25 protein-coding genes are annotated in these 26,830 nt (G+C 70.5%); 11 read left to right on the top strand and 14 right to left on the bottom strand.

What is annotated here, in order from left to right:
• Nucleotides 1-7: 7 nt before the first annotated feature.
• From HQ312_RS07305 to HQ312_RS07275, 7 genes are read right to left on the bottom strand one after another with little or no spacing between them, the layout of a single operon-like run.
• The gene (locus HQ312_RS07305) at nucleotides 8-697 is read right to left on the bottom strand and encodes an SDR family oxidoreductase (protein ID WP_222638222.1); all 690 of its coding nucleotides are present in this window, start codon (nucleotides 695-697) and stop codon (nucleotides 8-10) included.
• A gap of 34 nt (nucleotides 698-731) precedes the next feature.
• A complete protein-coding gene (locus HQ312_RS07300; protein WP_308123839.1) occupies nucleotides 732-2,126 on the bottom strand; it encodes a PfkB family carbohydrate kinase in 1,395 nt (464 codons plus the stop codon).
• Nucleotides 2,123-2,686: an SIS domain-containing protein gene (locus tag HQ312_RS07295; protein WP_222638221.1), complete on the bottom strand. Its 564-nt coding sequence runs from the start codon at nucleotides 2,684-2,686 to the stop codon at nucleotides 2,123-2,125. The genes HQ312_RS07300 and HQ312_RS07295 overlap by 4 nt, the downstream gene beginning before the upstream one ends.
• Nucleotides 2,683-3,723, bottom strand: a complete 1,041-nt coding sequence (locus HQ312_RS07290; protein WP_308123838.1) for a glycosyltransferase family 9 protein — start codon at nucleotides 3,721-3,723, stop codon at nucleotides 2,683-2,685. The genes HQ312_RS07295 and HQ312_RS07290 overlap by 4 nt, the downstream gene beginning before the upstream one ends.
• Before the next feature lie 32 nt (nucleotides 3,724-3,755).
• Nucleotides 3,756-5,285 (bottom strand): HAD-IIIA family hydrolase, encoded by a 1,530-nt coding sequence (locus tag HQ312_RS07285; RefSeq protein WP_222638220.1) that lies wholly within the window; start codon nucleotides 5,283-5,285, stop codon nucleotides 3,756-3,758.
• The gene (locus tag HQ312_RS07280) at nucleotides 5,282-6,928 is read right to left on the bottom strand and encodes a carbamoyltransferase C-terminal domain-containing protein (protein WP_222638219.1); all 1,647 of its coding nucleotides are present in this window, start codon (nucleotides 6,926-6,928) and stop codon (nucleotides 5,282-5,284) included. The genes HQ312_RS07285 and HQ312_RS07280 overlap by 4 nt, the downstream gene beginning before the upstream one ends.
• Nucleotides 6,929-6,982: 54 nt before the next feature.
• Nucleotides 6,983-8,014, bottom strand: coding sequence for a GDP-mannose 4,6-dehydratase (locus tag HQ312_RS07275; protein WP_222638218.1), 1,032 nt, complete (start codon nucleotides 8,012-8,014; stop codon nucleotides 6,983-6,985).
• Between the two features lie 71 nt (nucleotides 8,015-8,085).
• On the opposite strand from HQ312_RS07275, the gene HQ312_RS07270 reads away from it, so the two are divergent.
• Together HQ312_RS07270 and HQ312_RS07265 are read left to right on the top strand one after the other, a co-directional pair.
• The gene (locus HQ312_RS07270) at nucleotides 8,086-9,036 is read left to right on the top strand and encodes a glycosyltransferase family 2 protein (RefSeq protein WP_222638217.1); all 951 of its coding nucleotides are present in this window, start codon (nucleotides 8,086-8,088) and stop codon (nucleotides 9,034-9,036) included.
• Complete coding sequence (locus HQ312_RS07265; protein ID WP_222638216.1) at nucleotides 9,033-9,935, top strand: glycosyltransferase family 2 protein; 903 nt, start codon at nucleotides 9,033-9,035, stop codon at nucleotides 9,933-9,935. The genes HQ312_RS07270 and HQ312_RS07265 overlap by 4 nt, the downstream gene beginning before the upstream one ends.
• A gap of 37 nt (nucleotides 9,936-9,972) precedes the next feature.
• Here HQ312_RS07265 and HQ312_RS07260 read toward each other — a convergent pair whose 3' ends face one another.
• The 3 genes from HQ312_RS07260 to HQ312_RS07250 form a co-directional block, all read right to left on the bottom strand.
• Nucleotides 9,973-11,211, bottom strand: coding sequence for a glycosyltransferase (locus tag HQ312_RS07260; protein WP_222638215.1), 1,239 nt, complete (start codon nucleotides 11,209-11,211; stop codon nucleotides 9,973-9,975).
• 107 nt (nucleotides 11,212-11,318) lie between these two features.
• Nucleotides 11,319-12,281, bottom strand: a complete 963-nt coding sequence (locus HQ312_RS07255) for a glycosyltransferase (RefSeq protein WP_222638214.1) — start codon at nucleotides 12,279-12,281, stop codon at nucleotides 11,319-11,321.
• 84 nt (nucleotides 12,282-12,365) lie between these two features.
• Nucleotides 12,366-12,701, bottom strand: coding sequence for a DUF3140 domain-containing protein (locus HQ312_RS07250; protein WP_222627801.1), 336 nt, complete (start codon nucleotides 12,699-12,701; stop codon nucleotides 12,366-12,368).
• A 119-nt stretch (nucleotides 12,702-12,820) separates the two neighbouring features.
• Between HQ312_RS07250 and HQ312_RS07245 the strand changes: the two genes are divergently transcribed.
• From HQ312_RS07245 to HQ312_RS07225, 5 genes are read left to right on the top strand one after another with little or no spacing between them, the layout of a single operon-like run.
• Complete coding sequence (locus HQ312_RS07245; protein WP_222638213.1) at nucleotides 12,821-13,918, top strand: hypothetical protein; 1,098 nt, start codon at nucleotides 12,821-12,823, stop codon at nucleotides 13,916-13,918.
• A gap of 57 nt (nucleotides 13,919-13,975) precedes the next feature.
• Nucleotides 13,976-14,773: a PIG-L family deacetylase gene (locus HQ312_RS07240; RefSeq protein WP_222638212.1), complete on the top strand. Its 798-nt coding sequence runs from the start codon at nucleotides 13,976-13,978 to the stop codon at nucleotides 14,771-14,773.
• 50 nt (nucleotides 14,774-14,823) lie between these two features.
• The gene (locus HQ312_RS07235) at nucleotides 14,824-15,381 is read left to right on the top strand and encodes a 2Fe-2S iron-sulfur cluster-binding protein (RefSeq protein WP_222638211.1); all 558 of its coding nucleotides are present in this window, start codon (nucleotides 14,824-14,826) and stop codon (nucleotides 15,379-15,381) included.
• Entirely contained in the window at nucleotides 15,378-16,397 is a 1,020-nt protein-coding gene (locus HQ312_RS07230; RefSeq protein ID WP_222638210.1) for a xanthine dehydrogenase family protein subunit M, read from the top strand. Before HQ312_RS07235 ends, HQ312_RS07230 begins: the two co-directional genes overlap by 4 nt.
• A complete protein-coding gene (locus HQ312_RS07225) occupies nucleotides 16,394-18,487 on the top strand; it encodes a xanthine dehydrogenase family protein molybdopterin-binding subunit (RefSeq protein WP_222638209.1) in 2,094 nt (697 codons plus the stop codon). The genes HQ312_RS07230 and HQ312_RS07225 overlap by 4 nt, the downstream gene beginning before the upstream one ends.
• An 8-nt stretch (nucleotides 18,488-18,495) precedes the next feature.
• Here HQ312_RS07225 and HQ312_RS07220 read toward each other — a convergent pair whose 3' ends face one another.
• Complete coding sequence (locus tag HQ312_RS07220) at nucleotides 18,496-18,975, bottom strand: SRPBCC family protein (RefSeq protein ID WP_027503962.1); 480 nt, start codon at nucleotides 18,973-18,975, stop codon at nucleotides 18,496-18,498.
• A gap of 173 nt (nucleotides 18,976-19,148) precedes the next feature.
• Here HQ312_RS07220 and HQ312_RS07215 point away from each other — a divergent pair, with 173 nt between their 5' ends.
• The 3 genes from HQ312_RS07215 to HQ312_RS07205 are packed head-to-tail and all read left to right on the top strand — an operon-like array spanning nucleotide 19,149 to nucleotide 22,226.
• Entirely contained in the window at nucleotides 19,149-20,396 is a 1,248-nt protein-coding gene (locus HQ312_RS07215) for a glycosyltransferase family 4 protein (protein WP_056447340.1), read from the top strand.
• Nucleotides 20,390-21,142: a class I SAM-dependent methyltransferase gene (locus HQ312_RS07210; protein ID WP_027503960.1), complete on the top strand. Its 753-nt coding sequence runs from the start codon at nucleotides 20,390-20,392 to the stop codon at nucleotides 21,140-21,142. The genes HQ312_RS07215 and HQ312_RS07210 overlap by 7 nt, the downstream gene beginning before the upstream one ends.
• Nucleotides 21,129-22,226 carry a prenyltransferase gene (locus HQ312_RS07205; RefSeq protein ID WP_308123836.1) on the top strand — a complete coding sequence of 366 codons (1,098 nt, stop codon included), beginning with the start codon at nucleotides 21,129-21,131 and terminating at the stop codon, nucleotides 22,224-22,226. The genes HQ312_RS07210 and HQ312_RS07205 overlap by 14 nt, the downstream gene beginning before the upstream one ends.
• Here HQ312_RS07205 and HQ312_RS07200 read toward each other — a convergent pair.
• On the bottom strand, nucleotides 22,202-22,846 hold the full coding sequence (locus HQ312_RS07200) for a class I SAM-dependent methyltransferase (RefSeq protein WP_222628841.1): 645 nt from the start codon (nucleotides 22,844-22,846) through the stop codon (nucleotides 22,202-22,204). The two genes, HQ312_RS07205 and HQ312_RS07200, sit on opposite strands and share 25 nt — an antisense overlap.
• 23 nt (nucleotides 22,847-22,869) lie before the next feature.
• A complete protein-coding gene (locus HQ312_RS07195; protein WP_222638208.1) occupies nucleotides 22,870-24,255 on the bottom strand; it encodes an FAD-binding oxidoreductase in 1,386 nt (461 codons plus the stop codon).
• A 138-nt stretch (nucleotides 24,256-24,393) separates the two neighbouring features.
• On the opposite strand from HQ312_RS07195, the gene HQ312_RS07190 reads away from it, so the two are divergent.
• Entirely contained in the window at nucleotides 24,394-25,746 is a 1,353-nt protein-coding gene (locus HQ312_RS07190; protein WP_222638207.1) for an MFS transporter, read from the top strand.
• Nucleotides 25,747-25,821: 75 nt separating this feature from the next.
• On the opposite strand, the gene HQ312_RS07185 is transcribed toward HQ312_RS07190, so the two are convergent.
• Nucleotides 25,822-26,829: a substrate-binding domain-containing protein gene (locus HQ312_RS07185; protein ID WP_027503955.1), complete on the bottom strand. Its 1,008-nt coding sequence runs from the start codon at nucleotides 26,827-26,829 to the stop codon at nucleotides 25,822-25,824.
• Between the last annotated feature and the right edge of the window lies 1 nt (nucleotide 26,830).

Here is a 26,830-nt window from a genome sequence, read left to right as displayed (position 1 = left end):
GAGAGGTTCAGGGCCAGGACGATTCGGTGGAGCAGGTGACCACCAGCTCGCGGATCTCGCAGCCCGCCGGCTGTGAGAGAGCGAAGATCACCGACGCGGCGGTGTCCTCCGGCCGGTTCAACTTGGCGTCGGCCGGCGGCTTGTACTGCTCGGTGCGGCCGTCGAAGAATGCGGTGTGCATCCCGCCGGGGATCAGCAGCGTCACGCCGATCTCGCCGGCTGTCTCGGCGGCGAGGGCTCGGGTGAAGCCCACGACGCCGAACTTGGAGGCGCAGTAGGCGGTGGCGTCACCCACGGCCTTGATGCCGAGCGTGGACGCGCACGTGACGACGCGTCCGTGCGACTCGGTCAGCGCGGGGAGGGCGGCGCGCACGACGGCGACGGTGCCGAGCAGATTGACGTGCACCACCCGTTCCCAGTCCTTCGTGGACACCGAGCCCAGGGGGCCGCACGAATCGACGCCGGCGGCGGTGAACACCCCGTCGAGACGGCCGGCGCGGGAGACGAGCTCCAGGGTGGCGGCTTCCGCGGCCGCTGAGTCGGCGAGGTCGGCGACCACGTGCTCGACACCCGATTCCGGTGCGACGCGGTCGATGACCAGCGGTGTGCCACCGGCGTCGAGGACGGCGTCGACGACGGCGGCGCCGAGGCCGGATGCACCACCGGTGACGAGAACGGTCCCGAGAGTGGGGGTCATGAGAGTTCCTTCCGTGGTCGATCGTGTGGACGGGTCAGGCAGGGCGTGCGCGTGCGGCGTCGACGAGCCGAGTGGTCGAGTACCCGCCGACCACGGGGACGAGCACGATGTCGCCGCCGTGACGACGGACGGTCTCCGCCTCCGGCAACGTCGCCTCCGCGTAGTCGGATCCCTTGACCCAGACGTCGGGTCGTAGGCGGTCGAGGACGGCGGTGGGGGTGTCCTCGTCGAACACCACCACGGCGTCGACGCTGCCGAGTTCGAGCAGCACGCGCGCTCGATCTCGTTGCGAGACCACCGGTCTCGCAGGTCCCTTGGCGCGGGCGACGGAGGCATCGGAGTTCAGGCACACCACCAGGGCGTCGCCCATCAGTCGGGCCTGACGCAGCAACGAGACGTGGCCGGTGTGCAGGAGGTCGAAGCACCCGCCGGTCGCGACGATCCGACCGCCGGCACGTCGGACGCGGTCGATCGTCGTCTCGGCGTCCTCGGGAACGGTCGTGAGCGCGGCAGCGGGGATCTCGCCCTCGCATCGGGAGAAGCCGACGGCGCCGCCGGACACGACGAAGCGGGCCGCCGCGTCGACGGCCGCCCGGGTGGCGGCGAGCAGGGTGGCACCGCCCAGCAGCGCGGCTGCGGCCGCGGTCGCGAACCGGTCACCGGCGCCGCACGTGTCGGCGCCCCGCCCTGCGGTGCCGACGTCCGCGCCGATGGGTACCTCGGTGCGATCGTCGCCCTCCACGAGGACTGCGCCACGTGAACCGGTGGTGACGGCGACACCGGCGGCGTGCAGAGCCGCGGCCACCCGGTCCAGCACCGCCTCCTGGTCCTGCGCGCCCGTGACTCGCCGAGCCTCGTCCAGGTTGGGGGTCGCGAGCATGGTGCCGCGCACCGGCGCGGGCCCTCGAGGATGGGGGTCCCACACCACGGGAACGCGCTCGGCCGCTGCGTCCAGACATGCCCGTAGTGACGGGTTGGCCGCCACGCCGCGGCCGTAATCGGACACGAGAACGGCTCCCGCGGAGGCGATCGCGTCGGACACCCGGGTCGGCACGTCGGCGCGGGACGCCCGCCCGTCGCCGGAATCCAGGCGCAGCAGGGGCTGTCCGAACGCCTGCACACGGGTCTTGCGCACCGTCGTGCCGTCGAGCGGCATCGTCACCACCTCGACGTCGCGCTCCAGCAGGTCCAGCACGGTGTCCGCACCGGCGTCGACTCCCACCGCGGTGACGAGCACCGCAGGCACGCCGTGGCGGGCCGAGATCAGCGCGGCGAGCCCGGCACCACCCGGGCGACACCAGCTCCGGGCGACGTCGACGACGGGAACGGGCGCCTCGGGGCTGAGCCGCTCCGCGACACCCTCGACGTCGACGTCGAGCAACGTGTCGCCCACGATCACCAGCGGACCGGGATCAGGCGCCGCACTCACGTCCGCACTCCCAGTGCCGTGTCGAGCGCCAGACACAGCCCGTGCACCAGTGCCAGGTGGATCTCCTGGACCGTCGCGACGGTGGGTGCCTCGACGGCGATCGCGTCGTCCGCCGTGGCGGCGAGTTCGTTGGGAGGAGGGCCCGTCAGAGCCCACACGGTGACGCCGATCTCCTGCGCAGCCTTCGCCGCTGCGAGCACGTTCCGGCTCGAGCCACTGGTGGACAGCGCGACGAGGACGTCCCGCGGGCGGCCGTGGGCACGGACCTGGCGCGCGAAGACCTCCTCCTCGCCGTAGTCGTTGACGATGGCGGTGGTGGCCGAGGTGTCGGCGTGCAGGGCGATGGCGGACAGCGGGTGTCGATCGTGCCGGAAGCGGCCGACGAGTTCGCCCGTGAGGTGCTGCGCCTCCGCGGCGCTCCCGCCGTTGCCGCACGCGAGGAGCCGACCACCGCCGTCGAACACGGTGGTGAGGTGGGCCGCCCACCGGGACAGGACCGGGGCCGCGCCCGACGCCTGCCGGGCCGCGGTCTGCAGGGCTGCGAAGTGTTCCTCGATCATCGTCCGCCTCCGGGTGTGGGAATGGGTGTGGGATCTGGTGCGGGAACGGCTGTGCGCCGGGTGGTGAAGCGATGCACGGCCTCGACCACGTTGCCAGGGTCGATGCCGTCCAGGCAGGGGTGCCCCGGCACCGGACAGCGCCGCGCTCGCGTACCCCGGCACGCCGCAGTCTGATCGCCGAGAACGACGCGAGGCACCCCGTGGGGCGCCCACCGGACGGACGACACCACGGGCGCGAAGAGAGAGACCACCGGGGTGCCGACGGCCGCCGCGAGATGGGCCGGCCCGGTGTTGGGGGCGACCACGACGTCGGCGCGATCGAGGACGTCCGCGAGTTCGGCGAGGTCGACGCGTCCGGCCAGATTCGCCGCGTCCTCGTCGGCCACGTGGGCTGCGAGCCGGGCCTCCTCCGCGGCTCCCGTCACCACCACGCGATGACCCTCCGCGACGAGCGCGGACACGATGGCCCGGCTGTGGTCCGGTCCCGGCCGACGGGCCGCCACGGCGGCGCCGGGATGCACGACGACGTAGCTCTCGGGACCGGTCAGGTGCGAGGTGTCCGGCAGTGGGCGCCGCACGGACAGGGCGCTGCCACCGGACTCGTACCCGGCCGCGCGCACCAGGGACATGGCACGCTCCGCTTCCGGAACGTCCTCGTCGGGTGCTCGGTGACGCAGATCGAGCAACGAGCCGGGGTAGTCCTCGCAGTGCGCGCCGATCCACGGGATCCCGGCGAGTCGGCCGAGCAGCGCGAGCGGGAGCGGCGACTGGTGGAACGAGCCGAAGACGAGCAGCCGGTCGAACGCTCCGTCGGCGAGTCTCGAGACCAGCGCATCGATCTCGGCGCGGTCGACGGCCGGCGGATCGAGAACGATCCACGGTGCGGTGAACGCGATCACCTCCTGCACGCCCGGAAGGAGTTCCGCCGCAGCGCGCCCGCCGGGACCCACGAGCATGGTCACCGAGTCCTCCCGCGCGATCGCACGCACCGCGGGGCCGGTCAGCAGGACGTCGCCCATGCTGTCCAGGCGAGCCACGAGCACCCGTCTGCCTTCCGAACGTCGCCCACTCACACGGCACCTGCGATCACGGCCGACACGGCGGCCGCCACGGTGGGCGCCACCGCGGCGTGACGGCGAGCATGGTCCACCTCGTCCGCACGGGTGCGGGGCGTGGGCACGAGGATCGCGCGTGCACCCGCAGCCTGTGCTGCGCCGATGTCCGCGCCGATGTCCCCGATGAGGACGCAGTCGGCTGGGGACAGGCCCAGTTCCCGTGCGGCGGCATCGACCATGCCGGGCCGGGGCTTGCGGCACCCGCACCCGTCGGCCTCGCCGTGGGGACACACCTGCCACGTGTCGAACGGACCCAGCAACGTCTCGACGCGTGCATTCACCGCGTCCAGTTGCTCGGGTGCCACCAGACCGCGGGCCACGCCGGACTGATTGCTCACCACGCCGACCTTGATACCGTTGTCGCGCAACAGGTCCAGGGCCTCGCGAGCCCCGTCGACGGGTGTCACCGCGTCGGGATCGGCCAGATAGGGGACGTCCACGATGATGGTGTCGTCGCGGTCGAACAGCACGGCCCGCGCCGGACCCGTGGACGCGTCGGACCGGGCGAGACGATGACGCAGCTCCCCGCGTGCCCGGTACGCCACGGCGAGTGGCGGGATCAGCGCCGACGTGACGGCCATCGAGACGCACTCCCGTGACGAGCGAGGTCCCGCGGCGATGCGGCGCGCCGCGAACTCCGCGGTGAGTGTCGCCCAGGCCGACGCGGCGGCGGCGGCGATCCTTCGCCGGCCCCTCGACACGGATCGCACGGCGACGGCGGCAGTCAGCGTCGTGACGACGTGGCGGGGCATCATGCTCGGACCCTCACCGATCTCGGAGCGCCAGTCGCGGCCGTACTTCAGGCGCATCAGCGCGTTGTCCTCGTTGCCACGTTGCGCGCGCAGACTCGCCCACGGGTCCGTGCTCACGGCGGGCGGGTGTGTGGTGATCCTGGTGCCGGTGACGATCTCGTACCCGGCGCGGCGAACGCGGACCGCCAGGTCCGAGTCCTCGCGGTACGCCCGTGGGAACCGCTCGTCGAAGCCGTCCACCGTGCGCAACGCCGTGCGTCGATACGCCATGTCGGCAGTGATCCACCGCGCCGTGGACAGCGCCGCGGTGCGGCGTTCGTCGTCGGTGGGCCGACGGTCCGTCGGCAGTGGCACGTCGATCACGGCCTGCGACGCCCCCACGGACGACGGCAGTCCGCGCAGGTCGCGCACGAGGTGGTCCCGCCACGTCGACGCGACCGTCACGTCGTCGTCGAGGAACGCGACCCACTCGCTGCTCGTGTGGCGCCAGCCGACGTTGCGTGCAGCGGCTGGTCCACGCCCACCGCAGCGGACCGGTCGGACGGTGAGATCGAGTGCGGGGAGGTCTAGGGGCTCGGTCGCACTGCGCGGCCTGTCGTCGACCACCACCACGACGTCCGGTGTCGGACCCGTTCCCGAGTCGAGCGCACGCAGCAGTGTGGCCAGGCCGGGCCGACCGATCGTCGGGATCACGACGGACCACGTCGGCTCGCTGTGGGCCGGCGCGCTCATCGGCTTCGCCGGACGAGGAACGGTCCGATGGCCAACGCGTCGACGGGAGAGGATCCGAACAGCTCGAGGGCGTCGTGCGGGCTGTCCACCATGGGTCGGCCCGCGGTGTTGAGGCTCGTGTTGACGACGACCGGGATGCCGGTCCGGCGATCGAACTCGCGCAGCATCGCCGCGGTCGGCCCCGAACCGTCCTCCACGGTCTGGATGCGCGCGGTGCCGTCGACGTGGGTCACGGCCGGGAGCCGATCGCGCCACGCCGGGTCGACGTCGTGCACGAACAGCATGTAGGGGCTGGGAATCGGACCGCGGGAGAACAGTTCGGGAGCGCGATGCGCGAGCACCATGGGTGCCACGGGCCGGAACTGCTCGCGCCCCTTCACGTCGTTGAGGCGCTCGACGTTTCCGGCATGACCGGGATGGGCCAGCAGCGAGCGGTGGCCGAGCGCGCGGGGACCGAATTCGGACGGGCCCTGGAACCACGCGACGATTCCGTTGTCCGCCAACACCTCCGCCGCGGCGGAGGCGATGTCGACGGGCCGCTCGAACGGCACCTTGGCCACGGTGAGCTGGGCGGCTATCTCGTCGTCGCTCCATCGGCGACCGAGAGCCGCCGTCGTCATGGGCGCGATGGTGTCACCGGCCTCGGCGGCCACCGTCGCTGCTGCGCCCCAAGCGGTTCCGCTGTCACCGGCGGCCGGCTGGACCCAGATGTCGTCGAACGGACCCTCGGCGAGCACACGGGTGTTGGCCACACAGTTGAGTGCGGTTCCGCCGGCCATGGCCAACCGGTGTTCGCCGGTCCTGTCGGCGAGTTCGCGGGTCAGGGCGAGCAGCACCTCCTCCAGGACGGCCTGCACACTGCAGGCCAGGTCCGCGTGGCGCTCGTCGAACCGCGCGTCGGGGGCACGGCGGGGCACCAGCTGCTCCCAGTCGATCCACTCGGTGCGGAAGCCGCCGTCGTCGGTGACGTGGACGAACCGACGCAGCAGAGGGAGGTGCCGGGGCCGTCCGTACGAGGCCAGTGCCATCACCTTGTACTCGTCACTCGAGCGAGCGAACCCCAGGTGTTCGGTGAGGTCCTCGTACAGCAGTCCGAGGGAGTGCGGAAGGCTCTGCGTGGCATGCACTTCGAGCTTGGAGTCGAGGTAGCGGCCGGACAGCATCGAGGTGCTCTCGCCCCGGCCGTCGGACACCAGTACCGCGCAGGAGCCGCCGAACGGAGCCAGCAGCCCCGCCGACGCGGCGTGCGCGACGTGGTGCCGCACATGGTGGAACGACCCCACGGGTGCCCCGCCGAGAACGGTGGACAGGAAGTGCGGAGCGCGCTCGGCATAGGTCGTACGCAGCTCCTCCCACCGTGGATCGAGGCCACCGTGGCGATCTCCGTGCACGGCGTCGTGGTCCACCAGGGCGGGGTCGTACGAGTACGCGACGGCATCGATGTCCGACGCGTCGAGGCCGGCGTGATCGAGGCACCAGCGAATCGCCGCCTCGGGAAGCTCCCACGCGGAGAACGGAACCGGCCGCTTCCCGTGCTTGCGTCGGGAGAAGCGCTCCTCCTCCGCCGCGGCCACCGTGCGGCCGTCGACCATGACCACGGCGGCCGAATCGTGGAACACCGCGTTGATCCCGAGCACGCGCATGACTCACCTCCTCTTCGTCCGATCGATCCTCCGGCCGCGCCGGTGAGGCCCGATCTACCCGCCGGCCGCGCCGGTAAACACCGTGTTCGGATTCGGTCGTGATGACGGAGCGGTGTCGGCGAACCACCGGACCGTGCGGGTGAGACCGTCCGCCAGGTCGACGGTCGGGCTCCATCCGAGAGCAGTGCGCGCGACGGTGATGTCGGGGCAGCGGCGCTGGGGGTCGTCCTCGACCGGCGGGCACGGTGCCACGGTGAGGTCGCACCCCACGACCTCGGCCACGGCGCGCGCGATCTCGAGCACCGTCCGTTCGTCCGGGTTGCCGATGTTGACGGGCCCGGGATGCGCCGACCGGACCAGTGCGAGCAGCCCGGCAACGGTGTCGTCCACGTGGCAGACCGACCGGGTCTGCAGACCGGAGCCGGTGACGGTCAGCGAGCGGCCCTCCAGGGCCTGGCACACGAAGTTCGGAATCATCCGCCCGTCGTCGCGGCGCATGCGCGGGCCGTACGTGTTGAAGATGCGGGCGATCGCCGTGTCGACGCCGTGCGTGCGCCGGTAGGCCGCGGTGAGCGCCTCGGCGTAGCGCTTCGCCTCGTCGTAGACGCTGCGCGGACCGGTGGGGTTGACGTTCCCGTGGTACGACTCGGACTGCGGGCTGACCAGCGGATCGCCGTACACCTCACTCGTCGACGCCAGCAGGAACCGGGCACGGTGCTCGCGGGCGAGCTCGAGAGCCCGCTCGGTTCCGACGGCACCCGCGTGCAACGTCTCGAGAGGCAGCCGGTGATAGTCGTCGGGGGAGGCCGCGGACGCGAGATGGAAGACCTGTCCCGGGTCGGCACGGGTGATCGACCGGGGCAGCGGTTCCGTGATGTCGTGCTCGACGACACGGAACCGCGCCTCGCGGTGGAGGTGCTCGATGTTGTCGAGCGACCCCGTGACGAGGTTGTCCACACAGACCACCGCGGTGCCGTCGGCGAGAAGAGCCTCGCAGAGATGTGATCCCACGAATCCCGCGCCGCCGAACACGACCGCGCTTCTCGACGACCTGCCAGTTCGATTCGATCCAGCTCCCTTGGACATGGCGCGACAGATACCCGTGAGTGCACCCGGCAAACGCGTTTGTCCGGACCCGTTCCGGGTAGACCGGGCGCGTGTCGGGCAGTGAGACGAGCGGTTCCGGGGAGAGGTCGCGCACCACGGTGGTGGTGGCGACACGCAACCGTGCGGACGAACTGGCCACCACGCTGCACCACCTGACGCGGCTGCGGCCGCGACCGCCGGTGATCGTCGTGGACAACGCCTCCTCGGACGGCACCGCGGACGTGGTACGGCGGGCAGCCGAAGAGGGTGCGGACGTGCGCTCGATTCCACTGTCGCGCAACGAGGGTGCCGCGGCCCGCAATCGGGGCGTCTGGGCCGCCGAGACCGAGTTCGTCGCCTTCGCGGACGACGACTCGTGGTGGGAGCGTGCGGCGCTGACGACCGCGGAACGAATTTTCGACGTCCATCCGGACATCGCCCTCGTCGCAGCGCGGACGGTGGTCGGCCCCGAGTGTCGGGACGACCCCGTCAACGCGGCCCTGCACGTCAGCCCTCTGGCGTCCGGCAGTGCCGACGTCGACGACCCCGGTCCGCCGGTGCTGGGATTTCTCGCGTGCGCTGCGATCGTGCGGCGCAGAGCCTTCCTGGCCGTCGGCGGCTTCTCTCCGGTCCTGCAGTTCGGCGGTGAGGAGACCCTGCTCGCCTTCGATCTGGTGGCGGCGGGTCATCGGGTGGTGCACGTGTGCGACGTGATCGCACACCACCACCCGTCGACCCGACGCATGGCGACGATCGCCCGACGGAACCTGGAGTCGCGCAATGCAGTTCTCACGGCACTGATGCGCCGACCGGTGGGGGAGTGCGTCCGGTCGGTGACGACGCTGGTGGCGCGCGCACTCGTCGATCCTCGCGTGACGCCGGCTCTCGTGGGCGCGGCGCTCCGTGCCCCGACCGCACTGTGGCACCGACAGACCCTGCCCCCGGACGTCGAGCGGGCCGCTCGCGCTCTCGAGACCACACCGGCGGCGTCCGGGCACCCCGACGAGGAGGTTCGAGCATGACCGAGACAGCCGATCGTGTCACCGTCGTGATGATCACTCACGACCGACGGGACGAGCTTCACCGCACGCTGAAACACATGACGTCGATCTCGGACGCGGCCCCGATCATCCTGGTGGACAACGCCTCCACGGACGGTACGGCGGACATGGTGCGGGAACTGTTCCCCGAGGTACGGCTTCTCGCCCTGTCGGAGAACCTGGGCGGGGTGGCCCGGAACCGTGCGGTGGATCTCGTGACGACGCCGTACGTCGCCTTCTGCGACGACGACACGCGCTGGCAGGAGGGCGCACTGACACTGGGGGCGGTGCGACTCGACGCCTATCCGGCCCTGGCGACGGTCACGGGCCGCTGTCTGGTCGCGCCGTCGCTGGTCGAGGATCCGATCACTCCCGAGTTCCGGGAGAGCCCGATCGAGGGTCCCGCCTGGCTTCCCGGTCCTGCTCTTCTCGGGATCATGGCGGGGCTGACGATGATTCGCGTGTCGGCGTTCCGGAGAGTGGGCGGATTCTGCGAGAAGATGTGGCTCGGCGGCGAGGAGGAACTGTTGGCCCTCGACCTCGCCGCGGTCGGCTGGTGGATGGTCTGGGAGGAGGGCATGGTCATCGAACACGAACCGTCGGTGAGCCGCGACTCCACCCGCCGTCGTCAGCTCGGGATCCGGAACACTCTGTGGACGCTGTGGTTACGCCGGCCGGTGCGCAGCGCACTCCGCCGTACCGTCGCGGTGGTGCGGTCCGCCCCCCGGGACCGCACGACGGCGTCGGCGGTGTGGGAGGCGATGCGGTCCGCCGGATGGGTGGCACGCGAGCGGACAGTGTTGCCGCCGTCCGTCGAACGGGGCCTCGTACTCCTTGAGGAGCCGCAGTCGCGGTCGGTGGCGCGGCGCTACGTGGGGTGACAAGGTCGGGGGGCGACGAGACCGGGGTCGACCGGCCTCACACCCGGTCCAGCTGGTCGTCCCCCGATCCGTCCGCGGTGTCGGCGGCGGCCGGCTCCGGAAGCAGTGATCGGTAGACCCGATCGGTGTCGACGGCGATCTGCTCCCACGAGTACCGCGCACGAGCGCGATCGGCGGCCGACATGCCGTAGCCGGTCCGCCGACCCTCGTCGTTCAGCAGGCGACGGACGGCGTCGGCGACGGCGGCAGGCGTGCGTCGGTGGACGAGAACTCCGGTGACACCGTCGATCACGGTGTCGAGGAAGCCACCGACCGCGGTGGCCACCACCGGGATCCCGCACGCCATCGCTTCGAGCGGCACGATCCCGAACGGCTCGTACGTGGGAGTGCAGACCACGATGTCGGCGGAGCGGAGAAGGTCGGGCATCGTCTCGTGGGAGACCTGTCCGACCAGGCGGACGCGGTCGGCCACACCGTGGGCGACGGCGATCTGCTTCAGGCGTCGAGCCTCGTCGTCGTCCGAGACGTCGCTGCGCTCGCCGCCGGCGATGATGAGGTCGGTGTCCGGAATCGACGCAAGGGCCGCGATCGCCAGGTCGAAACCTTTGCGAGGCACCAGTCGGCCGACGGCGACCAGCCGCCGCCGACGCGCGGGGTCGGGAGAGCTGACCGGCGCCGGCTGGAACTTCTCGAGGTCCACGCCGCACGGCACCACCGACACCCGCCGGCGCGGTATGCCCATCCGGACCAGTTCGGTGACCTCGTCCGAGCACGTCGCGACGACGTGATCGGCTCCGCGTGCGATGAGCCGCTCGATCTTCGGTCGGCTCGGCGGCGACGTGTCGCGAGTGCCCTGGTGCCGACGCTTGACCACACCGAGTGCGTGGAAGGTCACGACCGTGGGAATCGCGAGCGGACGCGCCGCGAGCTGGGTCGCGAGCCCCGACATCCAGAAGTGGGCGTGGACCACGTCGGGTCGGTCTCGCGTCCAGTGCTCGGCCAGGTGCGAGGCGAAGTCGCCCATGTGGGGCAGTAGTTCGTCCTTCGGTACCGGCTCGGGCGGACCTGCCGGAACGTGCACGACGCGGTAGCCGTGATCGACGGTGACCTCGTCGGGGAGGTCGCGGGAGTCGCGCCGGGTGAAGACCGACACCTCGTGGCCGCGGTCGACCAGGGCCGCGGCCAGCGCCGCGACGTGGACGTTCTGGCCCCCCGCGTCGATTCCGCCGAGCGCGGCGAGCGGGCTTGCGTGTTCTGACACCATGGCGATGCGCATGAGGAATCCGTCCCTCGGATCGTGCGTTCCGAGACGTCGCTGGTGACTGAACGACGTCCCTCTCGGTCGGTGGAGCGGGTGGAGATGGTCTGGTCGGGTGAGCGGCTTCAGGGGAGGACGGCGGCGAGCGCGCTGTCCCATCGGTCGAGGAAGGTCGGGAGGTCGTGTCGTGCGGAGACGAAGCTGCGTGCCGCCTTGCCGGCGAGCTCGGCTGCGATCGGCTCGTGGACGAGTTCGCTGATTCCGGCGCGGAGGACGTCGACGTCGTTGGAGAGGACGCCGACCTCGGGCGGCACGGTGGCCGCGACCTCGGTCGTCGCCACCGCCACGACGGGCATGCCCAGGTACATCGCCTCGAGCAGTGACAGTCCCAGCGACGTCCATCGTGCGGTGTGCACGTAGACGCGGCGTCGAGCGATCTCGCGGTGCAGCTCGTGGCCCTGCACGTCGCCGAGGCCGCGGACGTTCGCGGTCGGCTCGTCCAGTTCGCGGGTTCTCATCCCGAACACGTCGAGCGGTGCGGCGCCGGCCAGCGGGCCGAGGAGGTCGGTTCCCACCACGCGTCCGCGTCGGACCGGGTCGTTGATCATGGTGACGGCTCGGGGCAGCGAGCCCGTGTAGAGCGGACCGGGGTCGGCGATGCCGTGCGGGATCACCGTCGTCGGCGCGACGCCGGTGTCCCACATGAGGCGATTGAACTCGGTCACGTGCACGACAGGGATGTCGCTCCGATCCGCCAGCGGGTGGACGGAGTGCACGGGACTCGGTCGTGGCGCGTTGTGCTCGACGTAGATCGCCGGGACGTCGCGGCCGGGTCGTCGACCCAGAATCGCTTCCGCCAGCTCGAGCTCCTGCGGGCGTTGCAGCACGACGACGTCGACATCCTGCGCGGGCGCACGATCGACCGGTACGTCGATCACGGAATCCGACCAGGGTCGCCCACACCGTCCGCGCCCCCACTCGTCACCGGTGTCGTTCACCGGGAGCAGGTACCGGTGTCGACCCGCGACGAAGGCGGACGTCCACGATCCGTGCACGTGCCACAGCAACACCGAACAGGACTGGGACATACCGCTCGGATAACCCGGATCGAAGGAAAAAAACATCCGGACGGCGTTCAGCTCCGAATACTTCTCCCACATCTCACGCCGAGGTCACTTCATCGGATCGTTTCCCCAGTTCATCAGCGAGTAGCGCCACCGCGAGTGCTCCACGTCCTTCGAGGGGCCCTGGGCGCGATGTCGGTGCACGTATCCGACGACCTTGCGCATCGCGGCGACGTCGTCGTCCGTGAGATCGGATTTCTTCGTGTCCAGGATCGAGGTGATGCGCCGCCCCATCTCGTGCCCCGTCGACTCACCGTCCTTCGAGTCACCGACGGAGCGGGACTCGTCGGTCGTCAGCCAGTCCTCGAGCTCCTTCCTGGTCATGTTGACCGCGTCCTTCCAGTCGTCCCACACGTCGTCCACCGTCTCGTTCTTCTCCGTCATGACGCATCGCGTTCCCCGGAAGCGAGGGCGGCAATCCCGGTCGTTTGACGTCCGTCCTGACGGGCAGACCTCCGGACGAGACGACCGAACACCCGTCGGACACACCGTGGGAGGAACCGATGCATCCGAACTCACTCCGTGCGTTGACCGAGTCCACCGGACCTTTCGTGTCCGTGTACTTCGAGGATTCGCACGACACCGAGGACGCGCGAACGCGCCTCGAGCTCAGCTGGCGCGGGATCGAGGAGGAGTTGCGGGAGCGGTCCGCACCGGACGAGGCCGTGGAGGCCCTCCGGTCCGCGGTGCTGGACGCACCGCCCGCCGTCGGTCGCAGCGGGCGCGCTCTCATCGCTGCCGGGGCGACGGTGCTCGTCGACGAGCGCCTCCTCGGCCCGCCCGTCCGGACGGAGGTGCGGGTGTCGGAGTTGCCCTACCTCGTTCCCCTCGTCGACCACGGCCCCGTGGACCTGACCTACCTGGTGGCGTGGGTCGATCACGCGGGAGCCGACATCACCGTGCACGGACCCGGCGGAGTGCACGAGGAGACCGTCGACGCCGTGTCCGGACCCGTTCACCAGGCAGCCGGGGCGGAGTCAGCCGGCTACGGCACCCCGCAGCGCCGTACGGACGACGCCGCGCGCCGCAACGTGAGCGCCGTGGCCGACCGGGTGACGCACCTGATCGACGAGCGACGGCTCGACGTCGCGTTCGTCGCCGGGGAGGTGCGCTCGCGAACCGATCTGCGCGGCGCGCTCCCGGAACGCACGGCGGACGTCGTGGTCGAGCTCGACATCGGGGCACGCGGAAGTGGGGACCACGACGAGGAACTGGCGCACGCGATCGAGGAGGAGGTCGAGCGTCGACGACTCGCCGCGATGGACGACGCCGCCCGGAGGTGGTCGGCCGAGACGGGCCGGGGGTCCGGGCTCGCGATCGACGGTCTCGACGACGTCTGCGCAGCGGTGCGCGACGGCAGCCTGGAGACGCTGCTCGTCGGGGATCTCCCGGAGGTCACCGTGGTCGCGGACTCGTCGCCCACCATGATCGCGCCGGACCCCGACGCGCTCTCGGTGTTCGGTGTCTCTCCCGCCCGCACGCTGCGGGCCGACGAGGCCGTCCCGTTCGGTGCGCTCCACCTCGACGCCGAGGTGCTGCGCGTCGACGAGCGGATCGATCCCCGCGACGGCATCGCCGCGCTGCGCAGGTACGCGACGTGAGGGGTCGACACCGGACGTGATCGAGCCCGCGCACCGCGCCCGTGCGACCATCTGCCGATGAGTGTGTTGGTGTGCTTCCATGCCCATCCCGACGACGAGGTGTTCGGCACCGGCGGGATCATGCGGTCGGCAGCCGACGCCGGCCACCGAGTGGTGCTGGTGACGGCGACCGACGGTGCGCTCGGTGAGGTGCCCGACGGCCTGTTGACCGAGGGCGAGTCGCTGCACGATCGGCGGCAACGTGAACTGGAGCGCTCGGCCGAGGTGCTGGGGGCACAGCGCGTGGTCGTGCTGGGATACGCGGACTCGGGGATGGCCGGGACCGAGGGCAACACGAACCCGCACGCCTTCGCCAACGTGGATGTCGAGGAGGCCGCTCGGCGGCTCGCGGACGTTCTCGTCGAGGAGCAGGCCCGTGTCCTGACGGTCTACGACTCGCACGGTGGTTACGGCCATCCCGACCACGTGCAGGTGCACCACGTGGGGGTGCGCGCCGCGGTCATCGCCGAGGTGCCGTTCGTCTACGAGGCGACGATGAACCGTGACCGCATGCGCGAGATGATGACGGCGAACCCCAACTGGGATCCGGGCGAGAACGAGGACGCCTCGCAGCTCGACATCGAGGCGTTCGGCCTGCCCGAGTCGGAACTCACCACCGCGGTGGACGTGTCCGGTGTCCTGGCCGCCAAGCGTGCGGCGATGGTGGTGCACGAGTCGCAGATCGGTGACTTCGGCCCGTTCATCCCCATGTCGGACGAGGATCTCGCGTCCGCGTTCGGCACCGAGTGGTTCCGACGCATCGTGCCCCCGGTCGACGCGCCCGGCGCCGTGCGGGAGACCGCACTGCCTCTGTAAGTCCGGCACCGGGGGCGGTTTGGTGGCGGGAGCGCAGGGTAGCCCGGAGCATGAGCCTCGTCGCAGGAGATGTCGGAGTACGCCTCACGGTCAACGGCGAGGAGCACCGGATCGAGTGCGACGTCCGGACGACGCTCCTCGACGCGCTGCGTGAGAGGCTCGGGCTGACCGGGTCCAAGAAGGGGTGCGACCGCGGTCAGTGCGGATCGTGCACGGTGCTGTCCGGTGGTCGGCGCGTGGTCAGCTGCCTGACGCTGGCCGTCGCGGCACAGGACGACGACATCACCACCGTCGAGGGGCTCGCCGACGGCGAGGACCTGCATCCCGTGCAGGCGTCGTTCCTCGCGCACGACGCATTCCAGTGCGGCTACTGCACCCCCGGTCAGATCTGCTCTGCCGTCGCCGTGCTCGACGAGGTGAAGAACGGATGGCCCAGCGCCGTCACCGAGGACCTCGACGGCGTGCCGACGGCCTCGGACGCGGACATCCGAGAACGGATGAGCGGCAACATCTGTCGGTGCGGCGCCTACCCCAACATCGTCGATGCCGTGCGAGAGAACATCGACGGCATATCTGCAACGACGACGGAGACGGGCGCGGACCGGTGAGAACATTCGCGTACGACCGTGCCGCCGACGCGTCGACCATAGCGTCCGCACTCGCCGAGGGGTCCACCCGCGTGCTGGCCGGCGGAACCAACCTCGTGGATCTGATGAAGCTGGGAATCGAGACCCCGGACCGGCTCGTCGACATCACGGGTCTGGCCCTGGCGGACATCGAGTGGAACGACGGCAGTGGCGGCGGGGTGCCGGGTCTTCGTGTCGGGGCCCTGGTCCGCAACAGCGATCTGGCCGCCGACCCCGTCGTGCGTTCGCGGTTTCCCGTCCTGTCGCGCGCTGTGCTCTCGGGTGCGTCCGGTCAACTGCGGAACATGGCGACCACGGGCGGGAACCTGTTCCAGCGCACCCGCTGTCCGTACTTCATGAACGTCGACACAGCGTGCAACAAGCGTGAACCGGGCTCGGGCTGTTCGGCCCTGGACGGCGATCGGCGCAACGCCGCGGTGCTGGGCGCATCGCAGCACTGCATCGCCACCCACCCCTCGGACATGGCCGTGGGCCTCGCGGTGCTCGATCCCACTGTCACCGTCGTCGGCACCGACGGAGTACGCGAGATCCGGTTCGCCGATCTGCATCGGCTTCCCGAGTCCGCACCCGAACGCGATTCGACTCTGCGGCAGGACGAGTGGGTGACGCACCTCGACATACCGCCGCTTCCACCCGGTGCGCGCTCGACCTATCGGAAGGTGCGGGACCGTGCGTCCTACGCCTTCGCGAGGGTGTCCGTCGCCGCCGTCGTGGTCGTGGAGAACGGGGTGTTCACCACGGCGCGCATCGCGCTGGGCGGAGCCGCTCACAAGCCGTGGCGGGCCACGGTCGCCGAGTCCGAGCTGCTCGGGGCGATCCCGTCCCGGAGCGGCGTGATCGCTGCGATGGAGCGCGAGCTCGCCGCGGCACACACGTTCCCCGACAACGACTACAAGTTGTCACTCCTCGCGTCGACGGTGGCCTCCACCGTGATGTCCCTCGCCGACGCGGCCGCGGACGAGGCGGCCACCCGATGACCGTCACGGGAACACCGGTCGAGCGGCTCGAGGGCCGCGACAAGGTCACCGGAGCCGCCCGGTACGCGGCGGAGTACCGGGACGTCGGTGGAGAACCAGCGCACGCGGCGATCGTCGGCGCCGCTGTTCCGGCGGGGCGTGTGCTGGACGTGGATCGTGCTTCGGCGCTGACGCTTCCGGGTGTCCTCGCCGTGCTGTGGCACGGTAACGCTCCGACGCTCGGGTCCGCCGGGGACGGCGAGTTGCAGGTGCTCCAGTCCGATGTCGTCGCCTACCGCGGGCAGATCGTCGCCGTGGTCGTGGCGGAGACGTCGGAGCAGGCGACGTGTGCGGCCTCCGTTCTGGACGTCACGTACGAGAGTCGCCAGTGCGACAACGAATTACGGGAGCATCACCCGGGCATCTACGCACCCGAGCAGGTGAACGCGGGCTTCGACACCGATGTCGTCACCGGGGAACCGGAGCGGCGCTTCGAGGAGTCCGCGGTGCGCGTCGACGTCCGCTACACGACGCCGCCCGAACACAATGCGCCCATGGAGCCGCACGCGTCGATCGCCGCGTGGAGCGAGGACCGGTCGACCCTCACGGTCTGGGACTCTACGCAGGCGCCGTCCGGCGTGGCCGGAGATCTCGCCGAGCTCTTCGGCGTCGACTCGGACGCCGTGCGCGTCATCGCCCGGCACGTGGGCGGCGGCTTCGGATCGAAAGGGAGCACGCGACCGAACGCGGTCGTCGCGGCCATGGCGTCGTCCGTCGTGGGTCGACCGGTCTCGTTTCCGGTTCCACGCCGGTCGACCTTCGACTTCGTCGGCTACCGGACGCCGACGATCCAGCGGGTCCGACTGTCGGCGGACGCGGACGGCTCGATGACGGCGTTGCTGCACGACTCGCTCCAGCAGACCTCCACCGTGATGGAGTTCGTGGAGCAGACGTCCGAGGGCAGTCGCCACGTGTACGACATCGACGACGTCTCGACCACGCATCGCGCGGTCGCGCTGGACGTCGGGACACCGCGCTGGATGCGCGCTCCCGGTGAGGCGCCCGGCATGTTCGCTCTGGAGTGCGCGGTGGACGAACTGGCCCACGCGCTCGGAACGGACCCCGTCGAGTTGCGGCTGCGGAACGAGCCGTCGGTCGATCCCGCGGACGGGCAGACCTACAGCTCACGTACCGTCCGCGCCGTCTTCGAGGAGGGCGCGCGGCGCTTCGGTTGGGCCGGTCGTGACCCGCGGCCCGCGATACGCCGAGAAGGACGCACCCTCGTCGGGACCGGTGTCGCGATGGCGACCTACCCCGCGATGACGTCGCCGAGCACGGCGCGGGCGACCGTCCGTGACGACGGGACGGTCGACGTGTCCGTCGCCGCGTCGGACATCGGTACCGGCGCACGAACGGTGCTCGCCCAGATCGCCGCCGACGCGCTCGAGGTCGCGCTGGACCGGGTCCACATCCACGTCGGGGACAGTGCGCTGCCCACGGCGCCCGGCGCAGGCGGGTCCTCGGGTACCTCGTCGTGGGGCTGGGCGGTGACCAAGGCCTGTCGTGCGCTGCGCGCGGACGGAGACCTCGCACCGGGTGCGACGGCCACCGCGGACACCACCGACGACCTCGAGGAGCGTGCGGCGCTGGCGCGGCAGGCGTTCGGCGCCCATTTCGCCGAGGTGCACGTCGACGTCGACACGGGGGAGGTCCGCGTGACGCGGATGCTGGGCGTCTTCTCCGTGGGCCGTGTGCTGAACCCTCGGTTGGCTCGGTCACAGCTCTTGGGCGGCATGGTGTTCGGTATCGGCATGGCACTCATGGAGGAGGGCATCGTGGATCGACGACACGGCGGCTTCCTCAACGCCGACCTCGCGGAGTACCACGTCCCGGTGGACGCCGACGTCGCCGACATCGAGGCGATCTGGGTCGAGGAGCACGACGACGATCTGAACCCGATGGGCAGCAAGGGGATCGGCGAGATCGGCATCGTGGGGTCGCCTGCTGCCATCGCCAACGCGGTGTTCCACGCGTGCGGTGTCCGGGTGCGAGACCTGCCCATCACTCTCGACACCCTGATCGAGCGGATGGACCCCGCGCTGCGCCTGTGACCACCCGGTCAGCCCAGCAGATCGTCCAGGCGCTCGTAGCCCTCCCGCATGCCCTTCTCCATGCCGCTCGCTGCCATCGAGTCCCGCGCCTCCAGTGTCGGGTACACCGAGTGGCCCTCCAGCCGGCAGCGGTCACCCAGGTCGACGAACGTGAGGAACTCGATGCTCACCACGTCGGGGAAGCCCTCGTACTCGAAGGTCTGCACGGCGAACTCGTTGGTCCGCACCGTGTGGAACACGCCGTGGAACGCGTACTCCGCACCGCCGGGATCACGGTGGACGTAGCGGTACCGGCCACCGCCGCGGAAGTCGTACTCCTCGACCGACATCTCGTAGCCGGCGGGACCGAGCCAGCGGGACACCAGTTCGGGCTCCGCGTGCGCCCGGAAGACCGCGGACACGGGTGCGTCGAACTCGCGCCGGACATCGATGAACGGCAGACCCGCCGGTGAGTGGATGTGCAGCGCCCTGTCGCCGGTTCCGGTCATCGTCGTCTCCTCGATCTCGGGTGGCGGGGAGGTCCAGTGTGAATCAGTGCTGGTCGTCGGTCGTGTGGATTCGAGAAGAACGGAAGGTGGTAGACACATCGGGACATGATCGCCGGTTCCACCGCGGCGAGGGTGTCTGCCATCACACTGCCGCGACAGCTCGGGGGACCCACGTGCGTATCGCTCTGCTGTCCTACCGGAGCAAGCCCCACGTCGGCGGTCAGGGTGTCTACGTCGCGCGTCTGAGTCGAGCGCTGGTGGACGAGGGGCACGAGGTCGAGGTGTTCTCGGGTCAGCCCTATCCCGATCTCGACCCGCGGGTGCGGCTCACGCGAGTACCGAGCCTCGACCTCTATCGAGACGACGATCCGTTCCGCACCCCGCGGCCCTCCGAGATCCGAGACCTGGTCGACGTGTCCGAGGTGCTGACCATGTGGACGGCCGGGTTCCCGGAGCCCCGCACGTTCGGGGCGCGCGCCGCTCGTCTACTGCGCGCGCGAGCCGACGAGTTCGACGTGGTGCACGACAACCAGTCGCTGAGCTACGGATTGCTGCGCATCCCGTTGCCGCTCGTGGCCACCATTCATCACCCCATCACCCGCGACCGTGCCCTCGACCTCGCGGCGGCGCCGTGGCGACGACGGATCACCGTGCGGCGCTGGTACGGCTTCCTCACCATGCAGCGGCGGGTGGCGCGCCGGATCCCGCGGTTGCTGACCGTGTCCCGCTCGTCCGCGGTGGACATCGTGGACGCGTTCGGGGTCGCTCCGGGTGCGGTGACGGTGGTCCCGCTCGGGGTCGACACCACCGTGTTCACCCCCGGCGCGGCGCCGCGAGTTCCCGGCCGCATCGTCGCCGTCGCGAGTGCCGACGTCGCCCTCAAGGGTGTGCGGCACCTTCTCGAGGCGGTCGCGAAGATGCGCACCGAGCGGGATGTCGAACTCGAACTGGTGTCGAAGGTGGACCCCGCAGGGCCGACCCGGACGTTGATCGACGATCTCGGTATCGACGACATCGTGCGGACGCGGAGCGGTCTCGACGACGCCGAACTGGCGCGCGTGCTGGCGTCGGCCGACGTGGCCTGCGTGCCGTCGCTGTACGAGGGCTTCTCGCTCCCGACCATCGAGGCCATGGCCTGCGCGACCCCCCTCGTGGTGAGCCGCACCGGGGCGATCCCCGAGGTCGTGGGGCCCGACGGGCTCTGCGCCGATCTGGTGCCTCCCGGTGACAGCGACGCCCTGGCGCGGGCCCTGATGCGCGCGCTGGACGACGAGCCCCGCCGACGCGCCATGGGCGAGCGCGGGCGGGAACGGGCCACGCAGACCTACGGCTGGCCGGCGGTGGCCGCCGCGACCGTCGCGGAGTACGAGAAGGCGATCGCCGATCGCCGTGGACGAGGGAATCGAGAGACGACATGCTGACGATGGACTTCGACCGGCTCGGCTTCGGTGCGGGCGATCGCGTCATCGACATCGGGTGCGGCCAGGGGCGCCACTCCTACGAGTTGTACCGCCGCGGGGCCCATGTCACCGCCTTCGACCAGAACGCGGACGAACTCGACGAGGTCAAGGTCATGTTCGGCGCGATGGCCGAGGAGAAGCAGGTACCGGAGTCCGCCACGGCGGAGACGGTCGTCGGCGACGCGTTGTCCCTGCCGTTCCCGGACGAGTGGTTCGACGGGGTGATCGTGTCCGAGATGCTCGAGCACGTGCCGGACGACGCGTCGGCCATCGCCGAGATCGCGCGCGTGGTGCGCCCCGGCGGCACGGTGGCGGTGAGTGTCCCGCGCTGGTTGCCCGAGCGGGTCTGCTGGTCCCTCTCCGACGAGTACCACGCGAACGAGGGTGGCCACGTCCGGATCTACCGTGCGAGTGAGTTGGCGGCGTCGCTCACCGCGGCCGGCCTCGAGGTCACGCACACCCACCACGCGCACGCACTGCACGCTCCGTACTGGTGGCTCAAGTGCGCGGTCGGGGTGCGGAACGACGATCACCCGCTGGTGCGCGGCTATCACTCGATGCTGGTGTGGGACATGATGAAGGCCCCGCGCACCACCCGAGTGCTCGAGCAGGTCCTGAATCCCGTCATCGGCAAGTCCGTGGTGATCTACCTGCGCAAGCCGGAGACCGGGATCGGCGGACCGGGGGCCGGACGTGGCGCTCACTGATCACGTGACGCCGTCGGTTCCCGGAATCCTGTCCGCCGAGCAGTGTCTCGCCAGTGCGCGCAGCATCGCCGCCGTCCAGGTCCGGTCCGGGGCGATTCCGTGGTCCGAGGGCGGGCACCTCGACCCGTGGGACCACGTCGAATCGGCCATGGCGCTCAGCGCCGCGGGCCTCGTCGAGGAGGCCGACGCCGCCTACGAGTGGTCGCGGCGCACGCAGCGCAGCGACGGCACCTGGCCGATCCGGCTGCGCGGCGACGTCGTGGAGGACGCCGGCGCCGACACCAACTTCTGCGCGTACATCGCGGTGGGAGTGTGGCACCACTTCCTCGTCACCGGCGACGACAACTTCGCCCTGGCCCTGTGGCCCACCGTGCGCCGCGCCGTCGACTTCGTCCTCGGTCTGCAGACCGACCGCGGCGAGATCGCCTGGGCCGCAGGGCCGAACGGATCGCGTGCCGAGGCCCTGCTCACCGGGAACGCCAGCATCCACCACAGTCTGCGGTGCGCGCTGGCCCTCGCGGCGTACATCGGCGACCCGCAGCCGGACTGGGAGGTCGCCGTCGGCCGGTTGGGTCACGTTCTGCGGCATCACCTCTCGGCTTTCACGCCGAAGCCGTCGTACTCCATGGACTGGTACTACCCGATCCTGGGCGGCGCCGTGCGCGGACCGGCGGCCGGGCGGCGCATCGACGACCGGTGGTCGGACTTCGTCGTGGAGGGGCTCGGCATCCGCTGTGTCGACGACCGACCGTGGGTCACCGGTGCCGAAACGTGTGAGCTGGTTCTGACTCTCGACGCGATGGACCGGGTCGACGTGGCGACGGACCTGCTCGGAAGCATGCAGCACCTGCGGGAGGACGACGGGTCGTACTGGACCGGGCTGGTCTACGCGGACGGCAAGCGGTGGCCCGTCGAGAGGACGACGTGGACCACCGGAGCCATGATTCTGGCGGCCGACGCCCTGTCCCGGTCCAGTGCCGGATCCGGCATCTTCCGGGGGGACGAACTGCCCGTCGGGCTCTCCGGTGCGCATCGCAGCTGCGGTTGCGCCGGGGAGTTCTACCCGGCGAGCGTGCCCGGCTGACCCGAGGTCCGCACCAGCACTCGCAGTGAGCCGACCACGCGGTTCTCGGTGAACATGCCGCTGTCGAGGGCGCGCCGGTAGATGCGGTACGGGGCCTGCCCGCCGTCCGCCGGATCCGGGAACACGTCGTGGATGAGCAGGGCGCCTCCGACCGCGACCCACGGCGCCCACCCCTGGAAATCGACCGTGGCCGCCTCGTCGGTGTGGCCGCCGTCGATGAACAGCACGTCGACGGGATGCTTCCACAGCGCGGCGACGTCGCCGGAACGGCCGACGACGGCGACGACGACGTCCTCGAGGCCCGCCCCCGCCAGGGTGCGGCGGAATCGTCCGAGAGTGTCCAGCGCACCGGTGGCCGGGTCGACGAGCGTGGTGTCGTGGTACTCCCAGCCGACCTGGTGCTCCTCGGATCCGTGGTGGTGGTCGACGGTGACCACACGGCCGCCCGTGGCGCGCGCCGCGGCGCCGAGGTACACGGTCGACTTGCCGCAGTAGGTGCCGATCTCCACCACCACGCCGTCGCCCAGGAACTCGGCGGTGGCGTCGAAGAGCGCGAGTCCCTCGTCGGCGGGCATGAATCCTGTTGCCGCCTCCGCGAACTCGCGCAGGTCGTCGGGCATGACGGGACGTGCGGGGGTGTCGGTCACACGGGCGAGCCTAGCTGGTCGAACACCTTGCCCGGGTTGAGGATGCCCTGCGGATCGAGTGCGTCCTTGACCGCGCGGTGCATCGCGAGGACCACCGGATCGAGTTCCTGGACGAGTCCGTGCATCTTGAGCAGGCCGACGCCGTGCTCGCCGGTGACCGTGCCGCCGAGGGCGAGTGCGGCGTCGATGATCTCGTCGAACGCCGCCTGCGAGCGTGCTCGGGCGGCGTCGTCTCCCGGGGGTATGATGAGCAGTGGGTGCAGGTTGCCGTCGCCGGCGTGGGCGATGTTGGCGATGACGACGTCGTGGGCGATGCCGATCTTCTCGATCCGCGACAGCATTTCCGGCACATGCCGTTTGGGGACGCACACGTCCTCGGTGAGCACCGGGCCCAATCGTTCCATGGCCGGGTAGGCCAGGCGCCGCGCCGCGAAGAGCGCGTCCGCCTCCTCCTGATCGGTGGACACCGCCGACCAGGTGGCGCCGCCCTCGTCGAAGCAGGCGAGCATTTTCTCCGCCTCCTGGTCACCGATCTGCCCGGGGGTGTCCACGCGGCCGAGCAGCACCACTTCGGCGTCGACGGACAGTCCCATGTTCTTCCACGCGTCCACCGCGAGGAGGCACTGCTTGTCCACCAGTTCCAGAGCGGAGGGGGTGAGCCCGGCGGCGGCGACGGCGGCGACCGCTCGGCCCGCGTCGACGATCGAGTCGAAGTAGCCGGCGACGGTGCGTTGCGGGTCCTGGAGGGGGCGCAGTTTGACGGTGATCTCGGTGATGACGCCGAGTGTTCCTTCCGAGCCGACCATCAGTCCGGCGAGGTCGTACCCCGCGACGCCCTTCGCGGTGCGTCGGCCGAGTCGGACCTTCTCACCGGTGCCCGTGACCACCTCCATGCCCATGACGTAGTCGCGGGTCACGCCGTACTTCACGCAGCACAGGCCGCCGGCGTTGGTGGCGACGTTGCCGCCGATGGTCGACCACGGCGAACTCGCCGGATCCGGTGGGTACCAGAGGCCGACCTCCGCGACGGCAGCGCGCAGATCGTCGTTGATCACGCCCGGTTGCACGACGGCGTACCGCTCGAGGTGATCGATCTCGGTGATCGCGGTCATGCGGTCGAGCGCGAGGACGATGCACCCCGCGGTGGCGTTCGCGCCGCCGGAGAGCCCTGTCCCGGCGCCGCGGGTCACCACGGCGGTGCCGTGGTCGAGGCATGCCCGTACCGTCGCCTGGACCTCGTCGGCCGTGGCCGGACGCACCACCGCGAGAGGGGTCGCGGACGGCGCCCACTCGGCCTCGTCGTGCTGGTAGGACGCCATGACGTCGGGATCGACCACCACCCGATCGGCGGGGAGTACGGCGAGCAGGGCATCGACGATCATCGGTCGAGCGTAGCGCCGGGCGACCGCCCGCCCGCCGGATCCCGCCCCCCTCTTCGGAGGGTGGTGGGAGTGGTTCAGGTCACATACGTTCCTCCCGAGTCCGACGATTCGGACGATCCTCACCTCGGATGGAGAACCATGACCACAGTTTCGCCGGACGACGCGACGGCGCGCGCCACCTCGGCACCACCCGTCGCGGCACCGCCCGCCACGAGCGTCCGCAAGGTGGCCGTCGCCAGCGGCATCGGAACGACCATCGAGTTCTACGACTTCTTCATCTACGGCACCGCGGCCGCGCTGGTCTTCCCGACGGTGTTCTTCCCGGCACTGGGATCGACGGCCGGCACCGTCGCCTCGTTCGCCACCTTCGCTGTCGCCTTCGTCGCGCGTCCCGCGGGAGCTGTGTTGTTCGGTCACTTCGGCGACCGCATCGGCCGCAAGAAGACGCTGATCTCGACGCTGCTGTTGATGGGTGTCTCCACCTTCGTCATCGGGCTGCTCCCCGGTGCCGCGACCATCGGCGTCGCCGCACCGATCATCCTGGTGGTGCTGCGGTTCGGGCAGGGGTTCGCCGTCGGCGGCGAATGGGCGGGAGCGACGCTGCTGACCGCCGAGTACGCACCGGCGAAGCGGCGCGGCTTCTACGGCATGTTCCCGCAGCTCGGTCCGGCCGCCGCCTTCATCCTCTCCAGCGCGACGTTCCTGGTGACCGGCGCCGTGTTCGGCGACACCAACGACACGTTCCTGAACTACGGGTGGCGCATCCCGTTCCTCTTCAGCGCCGTGCTGGTGCTGATCGGTCTCTACATGCGCCTCGCGATCGAGGAGACGCCGGTGTTCAAGGCCGATCAGGCCGCCGCCGCGACCACGCCGTCCGCTCCCACCCGGCTCCCGGTGCTCGAGGCGTGGCACGTGCAGAAGCGCGAGGTGCTGCTCGCGGCCGGTGCGCTGGCGTCGCTGTTCTCGCTGTTCTACATGGGCACCGCGTATCTCACGAGCTACGGCACGAAGACCCTCGGCTTCGACCGGCCGTTCGTGCTGTGGACCGGCATCGTCGGTGCGGTGATCTTCGGCATCACCATCGCGCTGTCGGCAACGTTCTCGGATCGGGTGGGTCGGCGCCGCGTCATCATGGTGTCCTGCGCGGCGGCCGTTCCCTGGTCGCTCGCCCTGTTCCCGATCCTCGACACGGGATCGAGTACGGCGTACGTGATCGCGATGTGCGTGACCCTGTCCATCTTCGGTATCGCCTACGGCCCCACCGGTGCGCTGCTCCCGGAGCTGTTCCGGACCCGGTTCCGCTACACCGGTGCCGGTCTCGGCTACAACCTGGCGGGCGTGCTCGGCGGTGCGATCCCGCCGCTGCTGGCGGCTCCGTTGACGGCGCAGTTCGGCAGCATCGCCGTGGGCGTCACGCTGGCGCTCCTGTCGGTGCTCAGTCTGATCTGCACGCGAGCACTGGTGGAGACGAAGAACAATGACCTGACCTGACCCCACGACGACGAATCCGGTGCAGAGATCCGCGGTGAACGCGGATCTCTGCACCGGATCTCGTGTGCGTGGAGGCTAGCGAGTGCCGCCCTTGGCGTACTCGGCGATCGCGTCGATGTTCGTCGAGTCGATGAAGGCCGGGCCGGTCAGAACGGGCGTGCCGCCACCGATGGTGTTGCCGTTGTTCAGGTACAGCCACAGCGAGTCGACGGCCAGGTAGCCCTGGAGGTACGGCTGCTGATCGACGGCCCACGCGACGTCGCCGCTCTGGATGGCCTCGACGAGTGCGGCGTTGGTGTCGAAGGTGACCACCGTGGCCTCGGAGTTGGCGTTCGCCTTGGACTGCACCGCGGTCAGCGCGATGGGGGCGCCCAGGGCGACGATGTGGTCGATGGTCGGATCCTGCTGCAGCTTGGCCGTGATGGTGGCCTCGACGGACGGCATGTCCTTGCTGTTGACGTTCAGGATCTCGGTGGAACCGCCGGTGAAGCCCTGTGTCACACCCGCGCAACGGGATTCGAGGGCGACCTGGCCCTGCTCCTGGATGATGCAGAGGGTCTTCTTCGCACCCTCGGTGGTCAGACGCGCACCGACGGCCTGGCCGGCGATGGTCTCGTCCTGGCCGAAGTACTGCTGGACGCCCTGGTCCTTCCACGCGTCGTAACCGGAGTTGAAGGCGACGACCGGGATGCCGGCGGCCGTGGCGGCCTCGACGGCGGGTGCCATGGCGTCGGGCTTGGCCAGTGTGACCGCGATGCCGTCGACGTCGGAGTCGATGGCGCTCTGCACCAGGTTGGCCTGGTTCGGTGCCTCGGGATCGGCCGAGTAGCGCAGCTCGATGTTGTCCTTGGCCGCAGCCGCCTCGGCGCCCTTGCGGATGAGGTCCCAGAACGTGTCACCGGGAACCTCGTGCGTGATCATCGCGATCGTGGCGCGCGGGGTGTCGGCCGTGCCGGCGTTGCCGCCGCCGTCACCGGAGGACTCCGGTGCGCCGCCCGAACTGGAGCAGCCCGCTGCCAGGCTGACGCTCAGTGCCACGCCGAGAGCGACAGCAGTGCCCCGACGGGTGAAATGACGTGTCATT

Source organism: Rhodococcus sp. BP-316 (genome assembly GCF_019836105.1).
Lineage (GTDB): Bacteria > Actinomycetota > Actinomycetes > Mycobacteriales > Mycobacteriaceae > Rhodococcoides.
This window is presented reverse-complemented; position numbering and strand designations above follow the sequence as displayed.

Bases quoted from the DNA above. Each gene is read 5' to 3' on its own strand.
- HQ312_RS07305 (WP_222638222.1), bottom strand. From the start codon at position 697: ATGACCCCCACTCTCGGGACCGTTCTCGTCACCGGTGGTGCATCCGGC.
- HQ312_RS07240 (WP_222638212.1), top strand. From the start codon at position 13,976: ATGAGTGTGTTGGTGTGCTTCCATGCCCATCCCGACGACGAGGTGTTC.
- HQ312_RS07195 (WP_222638208.1), bottom strand. From the start codon at position 24,255: ATGATCGTCGATGCCCTGCTCGCCGTACTCCCCGCCGATCGGGTGGTG.
- HQ312_RS07225 (WP_222638209.1), top strand. From the start codon at position 16,394: ATGACCGTCACGGGAACACCGGTCGAGCGGCTCGAGGGCCGCGACAAG.
- HQ312_RS07275 (WP_222638218.1), bottom strand. From the start codon at position 8,014: ATGTCCAAGGGAGCTGGATCGAATCGAACTGGCAGGTCGTCGAGAAGC.
- HQ312_RS07265 (WP_222638216.1), top strand. From the start codon at position 9,033: ATGACCGAGACAGCCGATCGTGTCACCGTCGTGATGATCACTCACGAC.
- HQ312_RS07235 (WP_222638211.1), top strand. From the start codon at position 14,824: ATGAGCCTCGTCGCAGGAGATGTCGGAGTACGCCTCACGGTCAACGGC.
- HQ312_RS07220 (WP_027503962.1), bottom strand. From the start codon at position 18,975: ATGACCGGAACCGGCGACAGGGCGCTGCACATCCACTCACCGGCGGGT.
- HQ312_RS07210 (WP_027503960.1), top strand. From the start codon at position 20,390: ATGCTGACGATGGACTTCGACCGGCTCGGCTTCGGTGCGGGCGATCGC.
- HQ312_RS07185 (WP_027503955.1), bottom strand. From the start codon at position 26,829: ATGACACGTCATTTCACCCGTCGGGGCACTGCTGTCGCTCTCGGCGTG.
- HQ312_RS07190 (WP_222638207.1), top strand. From the start codon at position 24,394: ATGACCACAGTTTCGCCGGACGACGCGACGGCGCGCGCCACCTCGGCA.
- HQ312_RS07200 (WP_222628841.1), bottom strand. From the start codon at position 22,846: ATGCCCGACGACCTGCGCGAGTTCGCGGAGGCGGCAACAGGATTCATG.
- HQ312_RS07260 (WP_222638215.1), bottom strand. From the start codon at position 11,211: ATGCGCATCGCCATGGTGTCAGAACACGCAAGCCCGCTCGCCGCGCTC.
- HQ312_RS07295 (WP_222638221.1), bottom strand. From the start codon at position 2,686: ATGATCGAGGAACACTTCGCAGCCCTGCAGACCGCGGCCCGGCAGGCG.
- HQ312_RS07280 (WP_222638219.1), bottom strand. From the start codon at position 6,928: ATGCGCGTGCTCGGGATCAACGCGGTGTTCCACGATTCGGCCGCCGTG.
- HQ312_RS07255 (WP_222638214.1), bottom strand. From the start codon at position 12,281: ATGTCCCAGTCCTGTTCGGTGTTGCTGTGGCACGTGCACGGATCGTGG.
- HQ312_RS07250 (WP_222627801.1), bottom strand. From the start codon at position 12,701: ATGACGGAGAAGAACGAGACGGTGGACGACGTGTGGGACGACTGGAAG.
- HQ312_RS07285 (WP_222638220.1), bottom strand. From the start codon at position 5,285: ATGAGCGCGCCGGCCCACAGCGAGCCGACGTGGTCCGTCGTGATCCCG.
- HQ312_RS07245 (WP_222638213.1), top strand. From the start codon at position 12,821: ATGCATCCGAACTCACTCCGTGCGTTGACCGAGTCCACCGGACCTTTC.